The sequence below is a fragment of the Rhodococcus sp. NBC_00297 genome (assembly GCF_036173065.1).
Taxonomy (GTDB): Bacteria; Actinomycetota; Actinomycetes; order Mycobacteriales; family Mycobacteriaceae; genus Rhodococcoides.
Genome location: NZ_CP108041.1, coordinates 3,518,472 through 3,536,930, shown reverse-complemented (window position 1 = coordinate 3,536,930; position 18,459 = coordinate 3,518,472). Strand labels below are relative to the sequence as shown.

The 18,459-nt window shown below is 69.1% G+C and carries 18 protein-coding genes; 6 read left to right on the top strand and 12 right to left on the bottom strand.

The genetic code is table 11. The annotated features are described in order from the left end of the window. Positions 1 to 7: 7 nt before the first annotated feature. The 6 genes from mmsB to OG947_RS16615 all read right to left on the bottom strand — a co-directional run bounded on the left by mmsB (position 8) and on the right by OG947_RS16615 (position 8,344). A complete protein-coding gene (gene mmsB, locus OG947_RS16640) occupies positions 8 to 901 on the bottom strand; it encodes a 3-hydroxyisobutyrate dehydrogenase (RefSeq protein WP_328812398.1) in 894 nt (297 codons plus the stop codon). Continuing rightward, entirely contained in the window at positions 898 to 2,007 is a 1,110-nt protein-coding gene (locus OG947_RS16635; protein ID WP_328811497.1) for an enoyl-CoA hydratase/isomerase family protein, read from the bottom strand. Before OG947_RS16635 ends, mmsB begins: the two co-directional genes overlap by 4 nt. Beyond that, positions 2,004 to 3,143 (bottom strand): acyl-CoA dehydrogenase family protein, encoded by a 1,140-nt coding sequence (locus OG947_RS16630; protein ID WP_328814049.1) that lies wholly within the window; start codon positions 3,141 to 3,143, stop codon positions 2,004 to 2,006. The genes OG947_RS16635 and OG947_RS16630 overlap by 4 nt, the downstream gene beginning before the upstream one ends. Before the next feature lie 11 nt (positions 3,144 to 3,154). After that, positions 3,155 to 4,663 carry a CoA-acylating methylmalonate-semialdehyde dehydrogenase gene (locus OG947_RS16625; protein WP_328812396.1) on the bottom strand — a complete coding sequence of 503 codons (1,509 nt, stop codon included), beginning with the start codon at positions 4,661 to 4,663 and terminating at the stop codon, positions 3,155 to 3,157. Between the two features lie 64 nt (positions 4,664 to 4,727). Beyond that, positions 4,728 to 5,489 carry an SWIM zinc finger family protein gene (locus OG947_RS16620; RefSeq protein ID WP_328812395.1) on the bottom strand — a complete coding sequence of 254 codons (762 nt, stop codon included), beginning with the start codon at positions 5,487 to 5,489 and terminating at the stop codon, positions 4,728 to 4,730. Beyond that, on the bottom strand, positions 5,489 to 8,344 hold the full coding sequence (locus OG947_RS16615; protein ID WP_328812394.1) for a DEAD/DEAH box helicase: 2,856 nt from the start codon (positions 8,342 to 8,344) through the stop codon (positions 5,489 to 5,491). The genes OG947_RS16620 and OG947_RS16615 overlap by 1 nt, the downstream gene beginning before the upstream one ends. Before the next feature lie 133 nt (positions 8,345 to 8,477). Here OG947_RS16615 and OG947_RS16610 point away from each other — a divergent pair, with 133 nt between their 5' ends. After that, on the top strand, positions 8,478 to 9,143 hold the full coding sequence (locus OG947_RS16610) for an HNH endonuclease family protein (protein ID WP_328814048.1): 666 nt from the start codon (positions 8,478 to 8,480) through the stop codon (positions 9,141 to 9,143). A gap of 46 nt (positions 9,144 to 9,189) precedes the next feature. Beyond that, positions 9,190 to 10,008, top strand: coding sequence for a shikimate 5-dehydrogenase (locus tag OG947_RS16605; protein WP_328812393.1), 819 nt, complete (start codon positions 9,190 to 9,192; stop codon positions 10,006 to 10,008). An 18-nt stretch (positions 10,009 to 10,026) separates the two neighbouring features. On the opposite strand, the gene OG947_RS16600 is transcribed toward OG947_RS16605, so the two are convergent. The 4 genes from OG947_RS16600 to OG947_RS16585 are packed head-to-tail and all read right to left on the bottom strand — an operon-like array spanning position 10,027 to position 14,041. Continuing rightward, positions 10,027 to 10,830, bottom strand: coding sequence for an SDR family NAD(P)-dependent oxidoreductase (locus tag OG947_RS16600; RefSeq protein ID WP_027507247.1), 804 nt, complete (start codon positions 10,828 to 10,830; stop codon positions 10,027 to 10,029). A gap of 31 nt (positions 10,831 to 10,861) precedes the next feature. Continuing rightward, positions 10,862 to 11,641: a glucosamine-6-phosphate deaminase gene (nagB, locus tag OG947_RS16595; protein WP_222632735.1), complete on the bottom strand. Its 780-nt coding sequence runs from the start codon at positions 11,639 to 11,641 to the stop codon at positions 10,862 to 10,864. After that, the gene (locus OG947_RS16590) at positions 11,622 to 12,803 is read right to left on the bottom strand and encodes an N-acetylglucosamine-6-phosphate deacetylase (protein WP_328812392.1); all 1,182 of its coding nucleotides are present in this window, start codon (positions 12,801 to 12,803) and stop codon (positions 11,622 to 11,624) included. Before OG947_RS16590 ends, nagB begins: the two co-directional genes overlap by 20 nt. Next, positions 12,800 to 14,041, bottom strand: a complete 1,242-nt coding sequence (locus OG947_RS16585) for a PTS transporter subunit EIIC (RefSeq protein WP_373425274.1) — start codon at positions 14,039 to 14,041, stop codon at positions 12,800 to 12,802. The genes OG947_RS16590 and OG947_RS16585 overlap by 4 nt, the downstream gene beginning before the upstream one ends. 272 nt (positions 14,042 to 14,313) lie before the next feature. On the opposite strand from OG947_RS16585, the gene OG947_RS16580 reads away from it, so the two are divergent. Further along, positions 14,314 to 14,544: a glucose PTS transporter subunit EIIB gene (locus OG947_RS16580; protein WP_027507251.1), complete on the top strand. Its 231-nt coding sequence runs from the start codon at positions 14,314 to 14,316 to the stop codon at positions 14,542 to 14,544. After that, complete coding sequence (locus tag OG947_RS16575; protein ID WP_328812391.1) at positions 14,541 to 14,999, top strand: PTS sugar transporter subunit IIA; 459 nt, start codon at positions 14,541 to 14,543, stop codon at positions 14,997 to 14,999. The genes OG947_RS16580 and OG947_RS16575 overlap by 4 nt, the downstream gene beginning before the upstream one ends. Positions 15,000 to 15,009: 10 nt before the next feature. On the opposite strand, the gene OG947_RS16570 is transcribed toward OG947_RS16575, so the two are convergent. Both OG947_RS16570 and OG947_RS16565 read right to left on the bottom strand, forming a co-directional pair. Continuing rightward, complete coding sequence (locus OG947_RS16570; protein ID WP_328812390.1) at positions 15,010 to 15,855, bottom strand: SDR family NAD(P)-dependent oxidoreductase; 846 nt, start codon at positions 15,853 to 15,855, stop codon at positions 15,010 to 15,012. Positions 15,856 to 15,939: 84 nt separating this feature from the next. Next, a complete protein-coding gene (locus tag OG947_RS16565) occupies positions 15,940 to 16,683 on the bottom strand; it encodes a GntR family transcriptional regulator (RefSeq protein ID WP_056448583.1) in 744 nt (247 codons plus the stop codon). Positions 16,684 to 16,841: 158 nt separating this feature from the next. Here OG947_RS16565 and OG947_RS16560 point away from each other — a divergent pair, with 158 nt between their 5' ends. Both OG947_RS16560 and OG947_RS16555 read left to right on the top strand, forming a co-directional pair. Continuing rightward, entirely contained in the window at positions 16,842 to 17,282 is a 441-nt protein-coding gene (locus tag OG947_RS16560) for an acyl-CoA thioesterase (protein ID WP_027507255.1), read from the top strand. Beyond that, a complete protein-coding gene (locus tag OG947_RS16555; protein ID WP_328812389.1) occupies positions 17,279 to 18,454 on the top strand; it encodes a benzoate/H(+) symporter BenE family transporter in 1,176 nt (391 codons plus the stop codon). The genes OG947_RS16560 and OG947_RS16555 overlap by 4 nt, the downstream gene beginning before the upstream one ends. Positions 18,455 to 18,459 lie beyond the last annotated feature (5 nt).

Here is an 18,459-nt window from a genome sequence, read left to right as displayed (position 1 = left end):
ATGTCGCTCACGCGGTACCGCCCGAACGCTCACGGATGTCCTGCACGATGCCGGAGAAGTCCTTGTCCCCGTGCTCGGCGGCGTACGCCTCGTACATCGCCGAGGCCAGCATGCCCAGCTGCGCCTCGACACCGTTGGCGCGCACGGCCTCCGACACGAGACCCAGATCCTTGCGCATCAACGCGGCGGCGAATCCCGGCGTGTAGTCGTTGTTCGCGGGACTCGTCGGCACCGGCCCCGGAACGGGACAGTTGGTGGTCAACGCCCAGCACTGTCCCGATGCCGTGCTGGCGACGTCGAACAGTGCCTGATTGGTCAGCCCCAGCTTCTCCCCGAGCACGAAGGCCTCGCTGACGGCGATCATGGAGACCCCGAGAATCATGTTGTTGCACAGCTTGGCCGCCTGGCCGTTGCCGCTCTGTCCGCAGTGCACGATCTTGCGACCCATGATCTCGAGCAGCGGATTCGCCTCGGCGACGGCAGCGTCGTCGCCCCCGACCATGAACGTCAGCGTGCCCGCGGTGGCTCCACCGACGCCGCCCGAGACGGGAGCGTCGACGGCGCGGTGGCCCGCGGCCCGCGCGACGTCGGCCGCCGTTCGGGCATCGGCCACGTCGATGGTCGAGGAGTCGATGAACAGCGTGCCGGCGCCGGCAGCGGGGACGACGTCGGCATAGCAGTCGAGGACGTGCTTGCCACTGGGCAGCATCGTCACCACCACCGAGGCACCCGCCACGGCGTCGGCGGCCGACTCGGCGACCGTGATGCCCTTCTCCCGCGCCTGGTCGAGCGAGGCGGGAACGAGGTCGAAGCCTCGGACGTCGTGGCCGGCCGCGGCGAGGTTGGCCGCCATCGGCCCGCCCATGTGCCCCAGCCCCAGGAAGGCGATCACGGTGCTCACGATTGTGGTCCTTTCGAGACGGAGTCCGCCGCAGCGGATGTCAGACCCAACTCGGCGTCGCCGAGCGGTGCGAAGAAACGATCGACGTCGGAGGTGGTGACGTCGTCGAGATGGGCAGGCGTCCAGCGCGGTCGACGATCCTTGTCCACCACCTGCGCGCGGATGCCCTCGACGAGGTCGGGGCTGTCCAGGCAGGCGATGGACACGCGGTACTCGTCGTCGAGGACCTCGTCCAGCGACGACGCCGCGGCCGCGCGGCGCAGTGAGCGGAGCGTGACCGCCACCGACGTGGGGGATTTCGCCTCGATCGCGTCGGCCGCAGCGACGGCCTCGTCGCGGCCGTCGGCACGTAACCGCGCAACGATGCTCGCCGCGTCGTCGCCCGTGTAGGCCGCGTCGATCCACTCACGCTGCGCCGCCAGAGCCGACTCGGGAACGGGCGAGACGAGCGACAGGGCGGTGTCGACGGTGCCCGTGTGCAGGGCCTCGACGAACGCCGGCAGATCCTCGGTGGGCACGAAGTGATCGGCGAATCCGGCAGCGACGGCGTCGCCCGCCGTCATGCGCGCGGTGGTCAACGCGAGGTGGGTGCCGATCTCGCCGGGCGTCCGGGCGAGGAGATACGTCCCGCCGACGTCCGGAACGAAGCCGATGCCGACCTCGGGCATCGCGACCTTCGACTTCTCCGTCACGATACGGACCGTCGCGTGAGCGGAGATACCCACTCCGCCGCCCATCACCGCACCGTCCATCAGAGCGACGATCGGCTTGCCGTACCGGTTGATCCGCGAGTTCATGACGTACTCGTCCCGCCAGAACTGCGCGGTGGCGGACCCCGTCGGCCAGTTCTCGCCTGCCTTCGCCTTCGCGTCGTCGTGGATCGCGACGATGTCGCCACCGGCGCACAGTCCGCGCTCACCGTTGCCGGTGATCAGCACGGCGCGCACCGACGGGTCGTCCTCCCACCGCACGAGAGCCGCGTCGATGTCGCGCACCATCGCGTGGCTGAGCGCGTTGATCGCGCGCGGCCGGTTCAGGGTGACCGTGGCGACCCCGCGGTCGACCGTCAGCAGGACGTCGGAGTTCTCCGCGGCGGTGTCGCTCACGCGGCACCCACCACCGATCGGGCGATGACGATTCGCATGACCTCGTTCGTTCCTTCCAGGATCTGGTGCACTCGGAGATCGCGGACGATCTTCTCCAGACCGTACTCACTGAGATAGCCGTAGCCACCGAGCAACTGGAGCGCGTCGTTGGCCACGGTGAACCCCACGTCGGTGGTGAACTTCTTCGCCATCGCACACAGCTGCACCTTGTCGGGAGCATCGGCGTCGAGAGCACTCGCGGCCCGCAGGAGCAGGACCCGGGCCGCCTCGAGATCTGTCCGCATGTCGGCCAGGCGGAACTGCAGTGCCTGCGCGTCGAGCAGCCGTGATCCGAACGCACGACGGTCGGCGAGGTAGGACACCGCGGCGTCGAACGCCGCCGTCGCGCCGCCCAGCGAGCAGGCCGCGATGTTGATGCGACCGCCGTTGAGGCCGTTCATCGCGATGCGGAACCCGTTGCCCTCGCCGCCGAGCAGATTGTCGGCCGGCACCGTGACGTCCTCCAGGATCACCTGGCGGGTGGGCTGCGCGTTCCAGCCCATCTTGGCCTCGTTGGCGCCGAACGACAGTCCCGGCGTGTCCTTCTCGACGACGAACGCGGAGATGCCGGACGGGCCGGGCCCGCCGGTGCGTGCCATGACGACGTAGACGGCGGACTCGCCGGCACCCGAGATGAACTGCTTCACGCCGTTCAGGACGTAGGTGTCCCCGTCGCGCACCGCCTTGGTCGACAGCGCGGCCGCGTCGGATCCGGCGCCCGGTTCGGTGAGGCAGTAGCTACCCAGGGTCTCCATCGAGCACAGAGCCGGAAGCCACTGTCGCCGTTGATCGTCGGAGCCGTAGGTGTCGATCATCCACGCCACCATGTTGTGGATCGACAGGTACGCGGCGATCGACGGATCACCTGCGGCGAGCTTCTCGAAGATCCGCATGGCGTCGACGCGGCGCAGACCGGAGCCGCCGACGTCCTCGGCGATGTAGATCCCGCCCATACCGAGTGCGGCGGCCTTGCGCAGGACGTCGACCGGGAAGTGCTTGGTCCGGTCCCACTCCACGGCGTTCGGAGCGAGGAACTCCGCGGCGAAATCCGCTGCCGTCTCGCTGATCGCGCGCTCGTCCTCGTCGAGCGCGAAGATGTCCGCCACCGTCAGTCCATCGTCGGGATGACGAAGTGGTTCTGCGCCACAGCTTCCTTGCGGCCGCTGGGCCACCGCTGGGTGACCGTCTTGGTCTTGGTGTAGAACCGCACCGAATCCGGGCCGTGCTGATTGAGATCGCCGAATCCGGACCGCTTCCAGCCACCGAAGGTGTGGTAGGCGATCGGCACCGGAATGGGAACGTTGACGCCGACCATGCCGACGTTCACCCGCGCGGTGAAGTCGCGCGCCGTGTCACCGTCGCGCGTGAAGATCGCGACACCGTTGCCGTACTCGTGGGCCGACGGCAGGCGCAGAGCCTCCTCGTAGTCGGCGGCACGCACGATCTGCAGCACCGGTCCGAAGATCTCCTCCTTGTAGATGCGCATGTCCGTCGTCACCTTGTCGAACAGCGTTGCGCCGGTGAAGAACCCGTTCTCGTGGCCGGCGAGGGAGAAGCCGCGGCCGTCGACCACCAGGTCCGCACCCTCGTCCACGCCGATCTGCACGTAGTCCGTGACGCGCTGAACGGCCTCGGCGGTGATGAGCGGTCCGAAGTCGCTGCCTGCGTCGTCGCTGCGTCCGACGCTGAGCTTCTCGACACGCTCGACCAGTTTGGCGCGCAGGGCCTCCGCTGTCTCCTCGCCGACGGGTACCGCGACGGAGATCGCCATGCAGCGCTCGCCCGCGCTGCCGTAGCCGGCGCCGATCAGTGCGTCGGCCACCTCGTCGAGGTCGGCGTCGGGCATGACGATGGCGTGGTTCTTGGCGCCACCGAAGCACTGGGCGCGCTTGCCGTGCGCGGCGGCGGTCTCGTAGATGTACTGGGCGATGGGCGTGGATCCGACGAAGCCCACCGCGCTGATGCGGGGGTCGGTCAGGATCGCGTCCACTGCTTCCTTGTCGCCGTTGACGACGTTGAAGATGCCGGGAGGGCCGCCGGCCTCGAGGAAGAGCTCGGCCAGCCGCAGCGGCACGGACGGATCCCGCTCGGACGGCTTGAGGATGAACGCGTTGCCGCAGGCGATGGCGGGCGCGGCCTTCCACAGCGGGATCATCGCCGGGAAGTTGAACGGGGTGATGCCGGAGACGACACCGAGAGGCTGACGCATCGAGTACACGTCGATACCCGTTCCGGCACTCGCCGTGAACTCACCCTTGAGCAGATGCGGGATGCCGGTGGCGAACTCGACGACCTCGAGGCCGCGCTGGATGTCGCCCTTGGCGTCGGCCACGGTCTTGCCGTGCTCGGACGAAAGCAGCTGGGCGAGCGGCTCCATGTTCTCGTTGATGAGGGCCAGGAAGCGCATCAGGACGCGGGCGCGCTTCTGCGGGTTCTGCAGCGCCCACTCGACCTGTGCCTCCTCGGCGTTCGCCACGGCAGCCTCGACCTCCGCCGTACTGGCGAGAGGAACGCGGGCCTGCACCTCGCCGGTGTTCGGGTCGAAGACGTCGGAGAAACGGCCCGACTCCCCCGCCACGTGCTGTCCACCGATGTAGTGCGTCAGTTCTCGGGTCACGGATCCACCTTCGTCGTCGTTGAGTGAGGTGATCCTATAGTCGGACGTCCATGTATGTCCAGGATCACGCCCCGCCCATCCGCCGATAGAGCGCGTCGAGCTCCGCCATCGCGGACCGCACCCCCCGCTCGTCGACGTCCGCCGTCCGCAACGCGATGCGCAGCAACGACGCCGCGAGATCGTCCGACGCCGGCGAGAACAGCGGGTCCGGCAGCGCGGGCAGCGTCGTCGCGTCGCCGAAATGATCGTCCGGATCGACCGTCGCCTCCGCGTCCTCGACGAACCCCACCAGGGCATCGAGGTCGACTCCGCGCAGCGCCAGCAGGCGCGTCGGGTCCTCGTCGATCCGCTCCGCGGCGAGATACGTCAGCGCCGCGGCGTGCTTGCAGGGCCACCCGCTGTCGGGGCAGGTGCAGTCGAAATCGAGCTGCGACGCACTCGACAGCAGCAGCCGCGGCCCCAGCGCCCGCGGAACCGAGCCGGAGGCGAGCTCGGTCAGCATGCCGGGCGACTCCTGCACGTCGGACATCAGCGCGTCCATGTCGAACGGATCCAGGACAGCGATGCTCACCGACGCCGAGAACGGCTCCACCTGACTGCCCTGGACGTCGCCGTCGATCCGCCCCGGCCGGAGTTCGAGGGAGATCACCTGCCCGCCGCGGGCGTACGTCCGTCCGCGCGAGAGCCGCCCGGCGTCGGCGATCGACTCGATGGTCTCCACGAACTGCTTGCCCCACCACGTGCGACCGAAGGCGCCCCGAGAGGTCTTCGCCGCGATGCCGTCCGGGATCCGCCGCCGGGGGCCGAACTGGTCGAACTGCGCCATCAGTCGCCCACCGCGTCCTCGGAGAGCGTGAGCAGATCGCGCAACTCCCCCGTCGACAACTCGGTGATCCAACTCTCGCCGGAGCCCACCGCGAGATCGGCCAGATCCTTCTTCGTGGTCAGCATGGTGTCGATGCGCTCCTCCACGGTGCCGACGCACAACAACTTGCGCACCTGGACGTCCTTGCGCTGGCCGATGCGGAACGCGCGATCCGTCGCCTGGTTCTCCACCGCCGGATTCCACCACCGGTCCAGGTGCACCACGTGATTGGCGGCCGTCAGGTTGAGGCCGGTGCCACCCGCCTTGAGCGAGAGCACCATGATCGGAGGACCGCCGGCGGACTGGAACTCCTCGACCATCGCGTCCCGTCGGCCCTTGCTCACACCACCGTGCAGGAACGGGACGGGAACGCCGAACCGGCGTTCGAGGTACGGCGCCACCATCGAGCCGAACGCCGTGAACTGGGTGAACAACAACGCCTTCTCGCCGTCGCCGAGGACAGAGTCGAGGATGTCGTCCACGAGTGCGAGTTTGCCGGAGCGGTGCTTGCCACGACGTAACACCGTCGACCCGTCGTCGAGGAAGTGCGCAGGGTGATTGCACACCTGCTTGAGCCGGGTCAGTGCGCCGAGCACCGCACCCTTGCGCGCCATGCCCTCGCTCTCGGCGATCTGTCGCATCATCTCGTCGACGACGGCCTGGTACAGGCTCGCCTGCTCGGCGGTGAGGTTCGAGCGCACGGTCATCTCGAACTTGTCGGGCAGATCCGCGATGACCGTCTCGTCGGTCTTCACCCGTCGCAGAACGAACGGTGACGTGAGGGAGCGCAACCTGGCCACGGCGGTCTCCTCCTTCTCGCGTTCGATCGGGATCGCGAAGCGTGCCCGGAACGTGGCGGGGGTGCCCAGGATGCCGGGGTTGCAGAAGTCGAAGATCGACCGGAGCTCGTCCAACCGGTTCTCCACGGGCGTGCCCGTCAGCGCGATCCGGTGCGCCGCGGGAATCGCCCGCGCCGCGCGGGCCTGCGCCGTGCTGCTGTTCTTGACGTGCTGGGCCTCGTCGAGCACCACCCGTCGCCAGGTCTGCGCCGACAGTTCGCCCACGTCGCGGGCCAACAATGCGTACGTCGTGACCACCAGATCGTGCGAGCGCACCGCAGCCGTCAGGTCGTCCCCCGTCGCGCGATCCGGCCCGTGGTGCACCAGCACGCGCAGGGTCGGCACGAACTTCGCCGCCTCGCGCTGCCAGTTGCCCACCACCGACATGGGCGCGACGAGCAACGTCGGTGTCACCGATCGCTCGTGCGCCAGGAGAACCAGCAGCTGCAGCGTCTTTCCCAACCCCATGTCGTCGGCCAGTACCGCCCCGAGGCCGGCCGAACTCATGAAGGCGAGCCACTCCACACCGCGCTGCTGATACGGCCGCAGCGTCGCGTGCACCGAGTCGGGCACCTCCACCGGTTCCGGCCGGCGGTCCGGGTCGAGCAACTTCTGCGCCCAGCCGGTGGCCTCGATCCGCTCGACGGGAACCGGCGGCGGTTTCTCGGCGGACAACTGCCCCAGCACGTCGGCGAGCGGCAGGGCGCGGTCCCGGTTCTGCTTCTTCACGTACTCGATCGCGCGGCTCAGGGCGGTTCCGTCGGCCTGCACCCAGGTGCCGCGCAGTCGCACCAGGTCGCCCTTCGTCGACGCGAGCCGGGCCATCTCCTCCGGCGTCAGTTCCATGTCGCCGATGGCCAGTTGCCAGTCGTACGAGACGATCTCGTCCAACCCCGCCGCCCGGTTCTCCGCGGTGGGCGACGGCGGCGAGTCGACCTTCAGCCGCAACGACGCGTCGAGGCGACTCCACGCCCGCGGAAGCAGCACCCCGACCGACACGGCACGCAGCTTCTCGACCCCGTGCAGCACGAAGTCGGTCACCGCCGCCGTGGGCAGCAGCATGTCGAGCGAGCCGGTGTCCGTCGCCATCGAGCGCAGCGGCTCGTACGCGGCCATCGCCTCGCCGAGCTTCGCCACCGCGACCCGGAACAGTTCCGCGTCCCGCACACCCGGCGCTCCGCCACCGTGTGCACCGGGCGCGCCGCCGCGGTGCACCACCACCGGCGTCGGCGCCTCACCGTCCGGACGCAGCAACACCTCGAGCGGCCACAACGGCTCCCCGGTCTCCTCGTCGTCGTCCGGTTCGGTGAGCCGCAGGACCAGCTCGGGCTCGTCGCCGCGCAGGCTCGCCCGCCACTGCTCCAGTGCCGCCTCGGAGCGAGCCGATCCCTCCTCGTACGGCTCCTCCTCGACGAGGGACCACAGGAGCGGATGCTCGACTCCGGGGCGTCCGATGACGCGGCGCACGATCGGATCCGTCACCTCGGCGAGCAGGTCGTCGAGGACGGCGCGCGCACCGCCCTCCGCACTCTGCACCGGCGGCATCGCGGCCGCCAGTTCCGCGCGCCACGCGCGCTGTGGCTCCCCTCCGACCAGTCGCCACCGCAGCCACCACTGCGACTCGAACCGCACCTGCACCGGGACCACTCGCGCGGCACGGACCCACCGCTCCACCCCGGCCACCACGAGGGCGAGATAGCGCAGATCACCGGAGATCGCGGGGTGGCGGGGCGGAACGCGCAACAGCAGTTCCACTGCGTCCGCCGGCGCCAGCGCGATCGACGGCATCGACACCGCCACGTGTCCGCGCGGCGTCGGCAGGGTGACGTCGGCACGGTGCCGCATCCGTCGGGACATCACCTTGGCCAGATGAGGCGGGAGCTCCGGCGTGTCGGCCGAACGACGGTCGCCGCTCGGGGCGTCGTCGTCCTCCCACAACATCAGGCCTCGACCGGGGGTCCAGAGGCCGTGGAGCATGGTGCCATCCAATCACTGCGAGGCCTGTGCAGAACGTCCCGCGTCCTGTCGGACCCACCCGGCATACTCGCTCCTCGTGACCTTCTCCTCGACCCGGCCGACGCGGCGTCTCGCGTCCGCGCTCGTCGCCGCGATGGTCCTGGCCGTCCTCACCGGCTGCTCGACGCTGCTGGGCCCGCCCACTCCCGCACCGGGCAGTCCCCCCGCGACGACGATCGAGTCACTGCTCGCGCAGGTCGCCGTCGTGGACTCCCGGCCCGACGTGCCGGGGTACGAGCGCAGTTGCAAGGCCGGGGACGGATGCGTGTTCGGTCCCGCCTGGACCGACGACTACGACGGCCCGGGCGGACACGACGGCTGCGGCACCCGCGACAACGTGCTGCAGCTCGCGCTCACCGACGTGCAGTTCCGGCCGGGAACCAACGACTGCGTCGTCGTGGCGGGATCGTTGAACGATCCGTTCACGGGATCGGTGCTGCCGTTCAGCAAGCAGAGCGCAGGCGACGTGCAGATCGACCACACCTACCCGCTGGCGGCGGCGTGGGACATGGGCGCCTGGCAGTGGCCGCTCGATCAGCGCATCCGTTTCGCCAACGACATCACGTACAACCTCATGGCCGTCTCGGGTGCGGAGAACCAGTCGAAGAGCGACAAGACCCCCTCGGACTGGATGCCTCCCAACGGCGCGTACCACTGCTACTACGCGGGGCGGTTCCTCACGGTGGCCGTCCGGTACGGGCTTCCCGTCACGGTGGCCGACCGGGACGTGCTGACCACGGTGTCGAACTCCTGCCCCTGACTCCGTCCGAACCCGAGCCGTCGCCGGAACCGTTACGCTGCCCGTCATGTCGCGTGTGTTCACCAAAGACACCCAGCTCTGCATGTCGTTGTCGGGGCGGCCCAGCAACATCGGGACCCGGTTCCACAACTACCTCTACGACGAGCTGGATCTGAACTTCGTCTACAAGGCGTTCACCACCACCGACCTCCCCGCGGCCGTCGCCGGAATCCGTGCGCTCGGAATCCGCGGCAGCGGAGTGTCCATGCCGTTCAAGGAGGCGTGCATCGAGCACGTCGACGTCATGCACGACTCGGCGTCCGCGATCGACTCGGTGAACACCATCGTCAACGAGGACGGCGTGCTGCACGCCTACAACACGGACTACCAGGCCGTCGCGGACCTCGTCCGGGAGGCCGGTCTCGACCCGTCGTGGTCGGTCGCGGTCACGGGCAGTGGCGGCATGGCCAAGGCCGTCGTCGCCGCGCTGCGGGACACGGGCTTCACCACGGGAACTGTCGTGGCGCGCAACGAGAGAACCGGACCGGCTCTCGCCGAGAAGTACGGCTACGGCTGGTCGGCCACCGCCGACGACGTCTCGGCCGACGTCCTCGTCAACGTGACACCCGTCGGGATGGCCGGCGGTCCGGACTCCGACGCGCTGCCGTTCGCCACCGAGCAGATCGCCGCCGCTCGCGCCGTCGTCGACGTGGTCGCGGTGCCGTCCGAGACACCGCTGATCGTCGCGGCGCGCGCCGCAGGAAAGCCCGTGATCACCGGTGCGCAGGTGGTGGCACTGCAGGCCGCGGAGCAATTCGCGCTGTACACCGGCGTGCGCCTGCGCACCGAGCAGATCCAGCGGGCCTCCGAGTTCAGTCGGCGCTGAGGTCGTTCGACCAGCCGACTACTCACGGAACATTCTGGCGGTGACCTCGAGGGCGGCGCGACGTGGGAGCAACCGCACACCGGCCGACTGCAGCTTGTTGTTCACTCCGGACACCACCGAGGCCGGGGGCCGCTTGGCCGCGAGCGCCGCGAACGTCGTGTCCATGACCTGTTCCGACGTCTGCATCTTCCCGAACGCGGCGTCCTTGCTGCCGAGCACCTCGAAGAACTCGGTCTCGGTGGGACCCGGCGAGACCGCCATGACGGTGACACCGGTCCCGCGAGTCTCGACGGCCAGCGCCTCGGTGAAGCTGAGCACGAACGCCTTGCTCGCCGCGTAGACGGCCATTCCCGGGAGCGGTTGGTACGCCGCCGTGCTCGCGAGCGTGACCAGCACACCCGCGCCGTGCTCGATCATGCCCGGCAGGAACGCACGCGAGAGATCGACGACAGCAGCGATGTTCACGGCGATCTCGTTGCCGAGCGTCACCGGATCCTCCTCGACGAACGGCTGGTGCGTCCCGAATCCCGCATTGTTGATCAGCGAGTGCACCGTGATGCCGCGGTGACCGAGAGTCGCCTTCAGCGCCGATCCCGCACCGGGCACGGCGAGGTCCGCGGCGATCGGGGTGGCGGTGACACCGTGCCGGGAGGAGATCTCCGCAGCCAGCTCCTCGAGGCGATCGAGTCGCCGCGCGACGAGCACGACGTCGCACCCGAGGGACGCGAAGCGTCGTGCGAAATCGGCACCCAGGCCCGAGCTCGCGCCGGTGACGAGGACGGTGGATCCGGTGAGACGCGTACGCAGCGTCGACATGGTCATCCGCTCACTGTAGGGACCGGACGTCCGACGATCAGAAGTGCTGCCATGTGGGTTTCTCCGACAACGCGTACCGGTAGTAGTCACTCGACCCCAGCGCCGACGCCGCGCCCTCGTCGACGACCACGGTCACGTGCGGATGCATCTGGATCACCGACGCCGGACAGGACGCGGCCAGCGGCCCCTCCACCGACGCGGCGAGAGCGTCCGCCTTCCCTTCGCCGAGTGCGACGAGGACCAGATGGCGGGCCTCGAGAATCGTGCCCAGACCCTGGGTCACCACGTGATGCGGTACCTCGTCGGCGGAGTGGAAGAAGCGTGCGTTGTCCTCCCGCGTGCGGCGCGTGAGGGTCTTGACCCGCGTGCGGGAGACGAGCGACGACCCCGGTTCGTTGAAGCCGATGTGGCCGTCGGACCCGATGCCCAACAGTTGCACGTCCACACCGCCCGACGCGGCGATCGCGGCGTCGTAGCGAGCGCACTCGGCCGCGACGTCCGCCGCCTCGCCGTTCGGACCGTCGATGGCATCCGGGTCGATGTCGATCTCCGCAGCGAACTCCGTGGCGATCACCGAACGGTACGACTGCGGATGGGCGGCCGGCAGACCCACGTACTCGTCGAGGAGGAACGCCCGGCAGGACGCGAACGACAACGCCTCCTCGCGATGCCGCCGACCGAGCTCCCGGTACGTCCCCAACGGGGTGGACCCCGTCGCCACGCCCAGCACCGCGGCACCCTGCCGAACCCTGCGTTCGACGATGTCCGCCACGGTGCGGTGCACCGCCGCTGCGTCGTCACGGATGACGATCTCCATCCGGCACACCCACTTCCACTCGTCCGCGCCTCACGACGCTCGTCACGGTCAGATCGGCATCGGTGATCACGATGTCCGCGCGCATCCCGGCCGCCAGGCGCCCCACCGTGTCCTGCAGGCCGAGGAACCGAGCCGGTGTGGTCGCCCCCATGCGCACCGCCGACACCAGGTCGACTCCCGACTCGGCCACCGCCCGTCGCACGATGTCGAGGACTGTCGACGTTCCGCCCGCGATGGCTCCCGGCTCGTCGCCGTCCTGCGTCAGGCGCGCCACCCCGTCCGCGACCGTCACGTCGAGCGAGCCCAATCGGTAAGGGCCGTCGCTCATCCCGGCCGCGGCCATGGCGTCGGAGACGAACACGATGCCGTCGGGTCCGACGAGGTCGACCACCATGGCGACCGTCCAGGAATCGAGATGCACTCCGTCACCGATGAGTTCGAGCACCATTTCGCCGCGTCCCGCCGCCGCGAGACACGCGGCCACCGGTCCGGGCGACCGATGGTGCAGCGGCGGCATCCCGTTGAACAGATGGGTGGCGCTCACCGGCCCGGTCAGCCGCGCCAGCGCTGCCGTGACCGTGGCCGCATCGGCGTCGGTGTGGCCCACGCTCGGACGGATGTCGTTCTCGGCCATCACCCGAGCGAGGGCGTCCAGGTTCGCGGTCTCCGGTGCCAGCGTCATCGACCGCACGGCTCCCCCGCCGGCCGTCACCACGGCCTCGAGGAGACGCGGATCACCCGGAACGATCGCCGCCGGATCCTGTGCACCGCAACGGCTACGGGCGAGGAACGGCCCCTCGAGATGAACGCCCGCGATGTCGCCGCGGCGCCACAGATCCGCCAGCAGTGTCGTCCTGTCGACGAGCACCTCGCGCGGGGCGGACACGAGAGAGGCGAGCATGGTCGTCGTCCCGCTGCGCACGTGATGCGCGACAGCGGCATCGACGGCGTCGGCCGTGTCATCGGGAAAGCCTGCTCCCCCGCCGCCGTGGCAGTGCACGTCCACCATGCCCGGCAGAATCGTCGAGGACGACGGCGGGACGGCGATGTCCGTCCGCTCGCGGGCCGGGCCCACCCGGACGATCCGATCGTCCTCGAACTCCACCACCCCGTCCTCGAGCACGCCGTTCACCAGGACGACGCGCCCTCGGAGGAGGGTCACGCCGAGCCGCCGCCGGCCGGCTTGTCCGTCGGCGCGGTCGTGGCGTCCGTCGATGCGGTGGTGGCCGCCGGTGCGCCGGTGGTCACCGCCGCGTCGTCGAGGGTCACGTCGTCCTCACGTCCGGGCGTGCGCAGGTTCCACTTCTTGATGACGAAGCTGAACAGCACGTAGTAGATGACGGCGTAGACCAGGCCGATCGGGATGAGAAGCCATGCCTTGGTGGCGATGCCGTAGTTCAGCAGGTAGTCGATACCGCCCGCGGAGAAGAAGAAACCGTCGTGAATTCCGAGCGCATTGGTCAACGCCATCGAGGTACCGGTCAGCACCGCGTGCACGATGTAGAGAGGCCAGGCGACGAACATGAACGAGTACTCGAGCGGCTCGGTGATACCGGTGACGAAGGCCGTGAGACCGGTCGAGAGCATGATGCCGCCGACGAGCTTCTTCTGCGACGGCTTCGCGTTGCGGTAGATCGCGAAGGCAGCGGCGGGCAGCGCGAACATCATGATCGGGAAGAAGCCGGTCATGAACACTCCGGCGCTCGGGTCCCCGGCGAAGAAGCGGTTGAGGTCGCCTCGGACGATCTGGCCGCTCGCGTCCGTGTAGTCACCGACGAGGAACCACACGACGGAGTTGAGGATGTGGTGCAGGCCGGTCGGGATGAGCATGCGATTGGCGAAACCGTAGATACCGCTGCCCACGACGGAGTGATCGGCGACGGTGGTGCCCACCCAGTTCAGGGCGCTGTAGAACAGCGGGTACACGAAGGACATCAGGACGCCGACCACGAGACCGGTGATCGCCGTCAGGATCGGGACGAGGCGTCGGCCGCTGAAGAAGCCCAGGTAGTCGGGCAGCTTCTGACGGTAGAAGCGTTGCCAGAGAACGGCGGAGAGCAGACCGATGATGATGCCGGCCAGCACGCCGTAGTCGATGACGGCAGGGTCGCCGTTCGCGTCGACCTCGCCGTCGAGCACCACCGGCGACATGGCCGTGAAGACGCCGTCGACCACCATGTAACCGACCACCGCGGCCAACGCGGTGGAGCCGTCCGACTTCTTCGCCCAGCCGATCGCGATGCCGACTGCGAAGATAAGGGGAAGCCACGTGAAGACCGACTGCCCCGCGGCCGAGATCACCGATGCGGTGGTCTCGAGCGGGGTGAAGCGTCCGAGCAGATCGGGCTGGCCGATGCGGAGCAGGATGCCTGCGGCGGGGAGCACTGCGATGGGCAGCATGAGACTGCGCCCGAATCGCTGCAACCCGGCGAGTGCGCGGGAGTCCTTCTTCTCGGTGGGCGTCTGTGGTGCGGTGTTCCCGGTGGCAGTCGTGCCGGCCATGGCGACCTTCTTCTCGTGTGTGTTGTGGACCGGTTCCATCACGGGTACTGTCCGGTCATAACCAGTTGTAGTTTGACCAGGTGGCAGCCTGATGTCAAACAGAAAGTGTGAGCACGCCCACCTGCATCGCATCGCGCCGGGGGCGGGTCACCGAGCGGAAGGAGCACCGCATGTCCAAGGCGGACGCCATCGTCGCCGGGCTCGGAGGAGCCGGGAACATCGTCGAGATCGAAGCCTGCATCACGCGGCTCCGCACCGAGGTGCGAGACGGAGCACTCGTGAACGAGGCCGCTCTCAAGGCCGCCGGAGCACACGGGGTCTTCCACAAGGGGACGGCCGTGCAGGTCATCGTCGGGCCCGAGGCGGACACCCTCGCCGAGGACATCGACGACATCCTGTGACCGACACCGCCGTGGGCAGCCCGCTCGCGGGCACCGTCATCGCACTGGCCGACGTCCCCGACCCGGTGTTCTCCTCGCAGATGGTCGGCGCCGGCGTGGCTGTCAGACCCGATTCGACGACCGGAATGGTGGACGTCCACTCGCCCGTGTCCGGGCGCATCCTCAAGCTGCACCCTCATGCCTTCGTGGTTCTGACGGAGGACAGGAAGGGAGTGCTGGTGCACGTCGGTATCGACACCGTGACGATGAAGGGCGAGGGTTTCGAACTCGTCGCGGCCGAGAAGGACTCGGTGTCGGCCGGAGACGTCGTCGTGCGCTACGACCCGGCCGCCGTCGCCGCCGCCGGATTCGACGACGTGTGCCCCGTCGTCGTGATGGACTCCGCCGCGGACTCCTTCGCGACGCCGTCGGTCGGGTCGTCCGTCACTGCCGGCGAGCCGCTCTTCACCCTCTGACGCGCCGGGGTCAGGCCAGCCCGACCAGCTTCTCCGACTCTCTCCACAGCCCGTCGACCACGCCGGGATCGTCTACCTGCCCGTTCGTGCGACCGCGAGCCTTGTGGCGGCTGTAGTAGATCCCGGCGACCTCGGCGTCCGGCTTGTCGACGGCCACCGACACCAACGGCTCGGCGCCCGACTCGGCACTGATCGAGGCCACGTACTTCAGCGGAGTCCGGTAGATCACCCGGAACAGGACGTTGGCGTTGCCGAAGTTGCTGCGCACCGCTCCGGGGTGGACGGCCACCGACGTGATGCCGCGGTCGGACCACCGCTCCGTGGCGCCGCGGGTGAAGCCGATGTTCATCAGCTTGCTGGTGCAGTAGGCGCGGAACTCGGCCGGCGAGGAACGGTCGTAGGCCATGTCCTGCAGATCGATTCGTCCACCGAGGTTGCCCACGGACGACGTGTTGACGATGCGACTGCCCGCCATACCGCCGAGTCGGTCGAGCAACAGATGGGTGAGCAGGAACGGCGACAGGTGATTGATCTGGACGTTCGGCTCGTGCCCGTCGGCGGTGCGCTTCGACGGATCGAACGTTCCACCCGCGTTGTTCAACAGGACGTCGATGTGATCGACGGAATTCCGCAGCTCGTCCGCGACCCGTCGCACGTCGTCGAACGAGGCGAAGTCGGCCACGAACGCGCGACCACCGATCTCCGAGGCCGCGGCGGCGGTCTTCTCCGGTGAGCGGCCCACGACGAGCACCTCCGCACCGCGTTCCGCCAGGGTGCGCGCGGCGATGCGCCCGATCCCGTCGCTCGCTCCCGTCACGACGATGGTGCGACCGGTGAGCGAACGGGGAGTGGGCACGGAGGAGCCTTTCGATCTGCGGATGGAACGCCTCGACCGAAGTGTACGAGCGAACGGCGTCGGCGACGCTGTCGGCTGTGGACGTCAGCGACGCTGTGGCCGCCGCCCGCCCTGGACCTCCATCGTGAGCTGATACCGATCGCAGCGGTACCAGCTCTCCGTGTGTTCGATCGGCCGGTCACCGCTGAACGACACCCGGTCGAAGTACAGCACCGGCGCCCCACGCTTCGTCCCCAGCAGCGTCGCGGTGTCGTTGTCCGCCGCCGTCGCGCTGACCGTCTGCTCGGCGCGATCGATGGTCTGCCCGTAGTGGGAGGACACCGCGTCGTAGATGGACTTGCTCAGATCGAGATCGACCAGGCCCGGCAGCACGGCGGCGTCGTACCACCCGTCGTCGACGCTGACGGGCTCTCCGTCCGCCAGTCGCAGCCGCTTGATGTGGTACGCCTTGCCGCCCGCGGCGATGTCCAGCGCACGGATGGTGGCCACCGACGGATCCTCGAGCCGCGCGAAGAGAACGACCGTGGTGGGTTCGAGACCCTGCGCGCGCATCTCCTCCGAGAACGACGCCAGGTGGAGCCTCGACTGGACGGGCCGACTGGCGACGAACGTGCCCTTGCCGCGCACCCGCACCAGGTGGCCCTCGTTGACGAGCTGACCGATGGCCTCGCGCACGGTGATCCGACTGACCCCGTAGTCCTCCATGAGGCGCCGTTCGCTCGGCATCAGATCGCCGGGCTGGAGTTCCTTGGTGCACCGATGCAGCAGGATCGCGCGGAGCTGCTCGTGCTTGGGTACGGCACTGTCGCGAAGGTGGACGGGCATCACCACGGCGTGTACTCCCGAGAATCGGCGCGACCGGAGCGATCTGTGGCGCGAGCGGTACGGACTGGTCCCGTCCAACTTACTACCGTGGCTGCGCCCCGTGCGCCTTTTGCGCACCCTGGGATACGCGAAAGGCGCACGGGGATGGAATCCTCACCCGCATGACCGAGAGCACCGTCCCGTCCGCAGCCGACTGCCCCGTCCTGTGGCCCGTCGCCACCCGCTGGGAGGACAACGACCACTACGGGCACGTCAACAACGTCACGTACTACTCGTACTTCGACACCGCGGTGAACGGGTGGCTCATGCAGAGCACCGGCCTCGACATCCGCACACTCCCGGCCATCGGCGTGGTGGCCGAGACGTCCTGCAGGTTCCTCAGCCAACTGAGCTTTCCCGACGATCTGCAGGTGGGTATCGCCGTCGAGAGACTCGGCAACACCTCGATCGTGTACGCGCTGAGCATCTTCCGGGTGGACGGCGAAAACCTGACCCCGGCGGCGGCGGGACGGTTCGTTCACGTCTACGTCGACGCCGAGACCCGCCGCCCGACACCGGTCCCCGACGAGATCCGCGCGGTCGTCGAGGCACTCGGACAGTGACAGCCCCCGGCCGGGTGTCCCTCGCCGTGCCGATCGGCGCGGGTGTGGTCACGGCGCTCGTCGGCTTCACCAGTTCGTTCGCCGTGGTCCTCACGGGCCTGCGCTCGGTGGGGGCGAGCGAGTCCCAAGCCGCGTCCGGACTGTTCGCCATGTCTCTCGTCATGGCCTTCGGAATCACCGGTCTGGCACTGCGCTACCGCATCCCGATCACACTGGCCTGGTCCACACCCGGTGCCGCGTTGCTCGCGGGTACCGGAGCGGTGGTCGGCGGATGGCCGGCGGCCGTGGGAGCGTTCGTGACCGTGGGCATCGCGATCGTGCTCACCGGAGTGTGGTCCGGCCTCGGCCGCGTCATCGCGGCGATCCCGGTGTCGCTGGCACAGGCGATGCTCGCCGGCGTCATCCTGCCACTGTGTCTCGAACCCGTGCGGGCCCTCGCGGACAATCCCGCTGCGGTCGCCCCCGTCGTCGTCACATGGGTCGTGCTGCTGCGCTTCTCCCCGCGCTGGGCGGTACCGGCGGCCTTCGCCGTCGCCGCCGTGGTCATCGGCATCTCGCTCACGACGGGCGACACCGAGATCGGCGCCCGATCGCTGCTCCCGAGCCTCGACCTCGTCGCACCCACCTGGACGTGGCAGGCGCTGATCGGCATCGCGCTGCCGCTCTACATCGTGACGATGGCGTCGCAGAACATCCCGGGAACGGCCGTCATGGCCTCCTTCGGCTACGCGGTACCGTGGCGAGCCTCGATGACCGTCACCGGTGTCGGCACAGCGATCACCGCACCCGCCGGCGTTCACGCCGTCAACCTCGCTGCCATCAGCGCAGCGCTCGCGGCCGCCCCGGACGCGCACCCGGACAAGGATCGTCGGTGGATCGCGGCGGTGGCTGCCGGGGCGTCCTACCTGGCCCTCGCGCTCGCCTCGGCGGCGCTGGCGACCCTCGTCGCCCTCGCGCCGGCCGGCATCGTGGAAACCGTTGCGGGACTGGCGTTGCTGGCCACCCTCGCGGCATCGCTGGCCGCCGCGTTGAGTACCGAGGCGGACCGGGTGCCGGCAGCCATCACGTTCGTGGTCGCCGCCTCGGGTGTGGCGATCGCGGGGATCGGCTCGGCCTTCTGGGCGCTCGTGCTCGGTCTCGTCGTCCGACTGGGCCTCACCCGACCCGCCTGAGGACC